Annotated in this window: 2 protein-coding genes; both read right to left on the bottom strand. The window is 61.1% G+C overall.

Going from position 1 to position 3,544, the window contains the following annotated elements:
- Window positions 1–127: 127 nt before the first annotated feature.
- Window positions 128–1,225, bottom strand: a complete 1,098-nt coding sequence (locus JMJ95_RS03045) for an ABC transporter ATP-binding protein (RefSeq protein WP_290682489.1) — start codon at window positions 1,223–1,225, stop codon at window positions 128–130.
- 13 nt (window positions 1,226–1,238) lie between these two features.
- A complete protein-coding gene (locus JMJ95_RS03040) occupies window positions 1,239–3,446 on the bottom strand; it encodes an iron ABC transporter permease (RefSeq protein ID WP_290682486.1) in 2,208 nt (735 codons plus the stop codon).
- Window positions 3,447–3,544: the final 98 nt, after the last annotated feature.

The raw sequence follows: 3,544 nt of genomic DNA, 5'->3' as shown, positions 1-3,544 counted from the left end.
TTCCAGCAGGGCCATGACGCCGGCGTAGTGTCCCTCTCTCAGGAAGCCCTCCCGGTCCAGGGCGTCCCGGAGGGCGGGAACGAACTCCTCCGGGAGGTAGACCTCCACTTTCAGATATTCCGGCATTCTATTCCTCCTCTACAGGCAGGGCCTTTGTGAGCTCCGGTATGAAGGAGACGGAGACGGCCTCTCCTTCGGCGAAGATATGCCGGGCGTCGGGGTTGTCCACCTGGACGAGGATTTCGCCCATCTCCGTGGCGACGAAGGATTCAATGCTGTGCCCGAGGTAGACGTTGGTGGTCACCCGCCCGTCCAGGATACCCTCTCCCGGGGGGAGGAGGGTGAGCGATTCCGGGCGGCACATGACAAGGGCGGAATCCCCGGCCCTGATATCCGGGGAGAAGCGGGGGAGAGTGAAGATTCTCCCCCGTACCCTGACGGTACAGTTCTCATCCACACCCGCCACCTCGGCGGGGAGAAAGGCCACTTTGCCGATGAATCCCGCCACGAAGGCGCTCGCTGGATCGCGGTAGACCTGGTGGGGCGATCCGGTCTGCACGATCTTCCCCTTGTTCATGACGATGATCCTGTCGGAGAGGCTCATGGCCTCCACCCGGTCGTGGGTCACGTAGGCGGCGGTGATGCCGAGGGATTTCTGGATGCGGCGGATCTCCACCCGCATCTGCTCCCGGAGCAGGGCGTCCAGGTTCGACAGAGGCTCGTCCAGCAGAAGGACTGCCGGTTCCACGATGAGGGACCGGGCCAGGGCGACACGCTGCTGCTGTCCGCCGGAGAGCCTGGAGGGTGGGCGCTTGGCAAGGGTGTCGAGGCCCACCATGCCGAGAAAGCGCATGACCTTCTCGCTTATCTCCTTCTTCGGCATCTTTCTGAGCCGGAGACCGTAGGCCACGTTGTCGAAGACGTTCATGTGGGGAAAGAGGCCGTAGCTCTGGAAGACCATGGCGGTATCCCGCTTGTTGGGGGGGAGGTCGGTGATGTCCTCGCTCCCAATGAGGACCCTGCCCCTGGTGGGCAGCTCGAACCCTGCGATCATGCGCAGCGTGGTGGTCTTGCCGCACCCCGAGGGTCCGAGAAGGGTGACCAGTTCGCCGGGGGCTATGACGAAGTCCGCCTGCTCCACGGCGGTGATTTCCTTTCCTGACTGGGGATCCTGGAACACCTTCCACACGTTTTTAAGGGTGACTGATTTCGACATGTTGTCCATGGGTTGTCCCACCTCAGATGCTCATGGTCTTTGCGAGATTTTCATTTTTCCGGACCAGCAGGCGGAGAAGCCCGAAGGTCAGAAGGACGATCACGATGAGCGTCGTCGCGAGGACGCTCGCCAGGCCGAACCGCAGGTTCTCGGAGAAGTTGTAGATGAGAACGGTCAGGTGGTACCACTTGGCGGAGATGAGGAAGATGACCGCGCTTACCGCCGTCATGGACCGGACGAAGGTGTAGGAGAGGCTGGAGATGAAGGCCGGCCGTATCAGCGGGAGGACGATGGTGCGGAACACCGTGGGGGTGTCCGCGCCGAGGTCCGAGGCGGCCTCCTCGATGGCCGGGTCGATCTGCTTCAGGGAGGCAAGCCCTCCCTCCACGCCCACGGGAAGTTCCCTGATGACGTAGTTGATGACGATGATTGCCGCAGTGCCCACAAGGATGAGAGGCGCCTTGTTGAAGGCCAGGATGTAGCTGATGCCTATCAGTGTGCCGGGAAGGGCGAAGGGGGTCAGGATGAGCATGTCGAGCACCCGCTTGCAGGGAAAGTTCTTCCTGGCCAGCACGAGGGCGGCGATCATGGCCAGGATGCCCGCTATGGGCGTGGCGGCTCCGGCGAGGGTCATGGTGTCCAGGAGCACCCTCCATCCCCGTTCGAAGGCCTCCCTGAAGTTCGCCAGGGTGAAGGTATAGTCAATGCCCCAGTTCTTTACGAAGCACCCGGCGACGATGGTTCCGTAGAGGCTGAAGAGGAAGAGGACGATGAGGACCATCAGGGTGACGAGAATCCGCTTCACCCCGGGCGACACGAGCTCAGTCATGCGGCCGGAGGGTTTCCCCGTGACGGTGACGTAGGATTTGCGGCTCACCCAGTACCTTTGGGCCAGAAAGGCCGACAGCGTGGGCAGGAGAAGCAGCAGGGAGAGGGCCGCCCCGTGGCCGAGGCGGTTCATCCCAGTGACCTCCATGTAGGATTCCACGGAAAGCACCCGGAAACTTCCGGAGAGGATCAGGGGGTTCGCGAAATCCGCCAGGGAGTTGGTGAACACCAGGAGCCAGGAGCTGAGTAAACCGGGCACCGAGAGGGGAAGAGTCACCGTTTTGAAGGTTTCCCATCGGGTGGCCCGGAGGTTCAGCGCCGCATCCTCCAGGGTGGAGTCAATGGCCTCGAGAATGCCCACCATGGTGAGGAAGGCGATGGGGAACATCCCCATGGTCTGGACCAGTGTCAGCCCCCCGAGACCGTAGATGCTGAAGTTCTCCAGGCCGAGGATTTGTTTCGTTATAAGGCCGTTGTTGCCGAAGAGCAGAATGATGGAGAGGGTGAGGGAAAAGGGGGGCGAGATGATAGGCAGGGTCGCCATGGCGGAGAAGAATTTCTTCCCCCGGACTTTTGTCCTCGAGATGACGAAGGCGAAGAGAAAACCAACTATCGTGGAAGCGGTGGCGGTGAAGACCCCCAGGGTGATGCTGCCCTTCAGGGCGGTGACGTATTGCCTGGTGGTGAGGATTGATTTCCACGTTTCGAGGGAGAATTTTCCGTCTTTGAGAAATGTCAGCCGGACCGCCTCGACGAGGGGATAGGCGACGAACACCCCCACGATGATGAACAGCCCGAGAATGACATAACCGGTGATGGGGTCCCTGCTGTAGCTCGCCACGGCGAACACGGCAGCGAAGAGGACCAGGGCGAGAAGAAAGAGTCCCCGCAGAAGGGAAAGGAACCGGTCGAAGCTTCCAGGAGAGAAGAAAAAGACGGCCGTTCCGGTGACGTCTCCTGTTTCGCCGTCATGGGCGGGGGCGAAAAGAACCCGCCGCTCCTCCCCCTCAAGAAGGAACCTCTGGGCGGGCAGGTAGATTTCGTCGTACAGGGCGCTCTCTATTCCCTTGACGAAATCAGGGTCATTCCCGCGGCGGGCGAAGAAGTCCCCGAGAGCGGGGGTGGGGGTGAAGACCTTCATGCCTCCCTCGTCCTCCGGAAAACCCCTGAGAAAGAGAAGCTCGAATTCCCTGGACGGGCCGCTTATCCTGCGGATCCAGCCGTCAATGGCCTCGTCCTTCGAGGGGACCGAGCCCATGGCGATCTCGGCGGACCTTTTGTAGTGGTTTTCCGCGATAGTGCCGAAAGAGCCGGCCAGAGCGCTGTACATCCAGAAGAGCAGGGCGGCGAAGAGCACAACGGAGAGGGCCGGAGAGAAAAACTTTCTGGAAGGAATGGTCATCTCCTCCTTTTCCGGTGAAAGAATGAAGGGGTCCTGAGCAGGACCCCTTCCAGTTTCACGATTGCAGGCGCTCTTTACCTGGAAGCGCCGATTTCCTT

It is taken from the genome of Aminivibrio sp. (genome assembly GCF_016756745.1).
Classification (GTDB): Bacteria; Synergistota; Synergistia; order Synergistales; family Aminobacteriaceae; genus Aminivibrio.
The sequence above is the reverse complement of the archived record's forward strand: the minus strand, read 5'-3'. Positions and strand labels throughout refer to the sequence as shown.

What these genes read in the sequence shown, in the direction of transcription:
- JMJ95_RS03045 (WP_290682489.1), bottom strand. Translation starts at nt 1,225, where the DNA reads ATGGACAACATGTCGAAATCAGTCACCCTTAAAAACGTGTGGAAGGTG.
- JMJ95_RS03040 (WP_290682486.1), bottom strand. Translation starts at nt 3,446, where the DNA reads ATGACCATTCCTTCCAGAAAGTTTTTCTCTCCGGCCCTCTCCGTTGTG.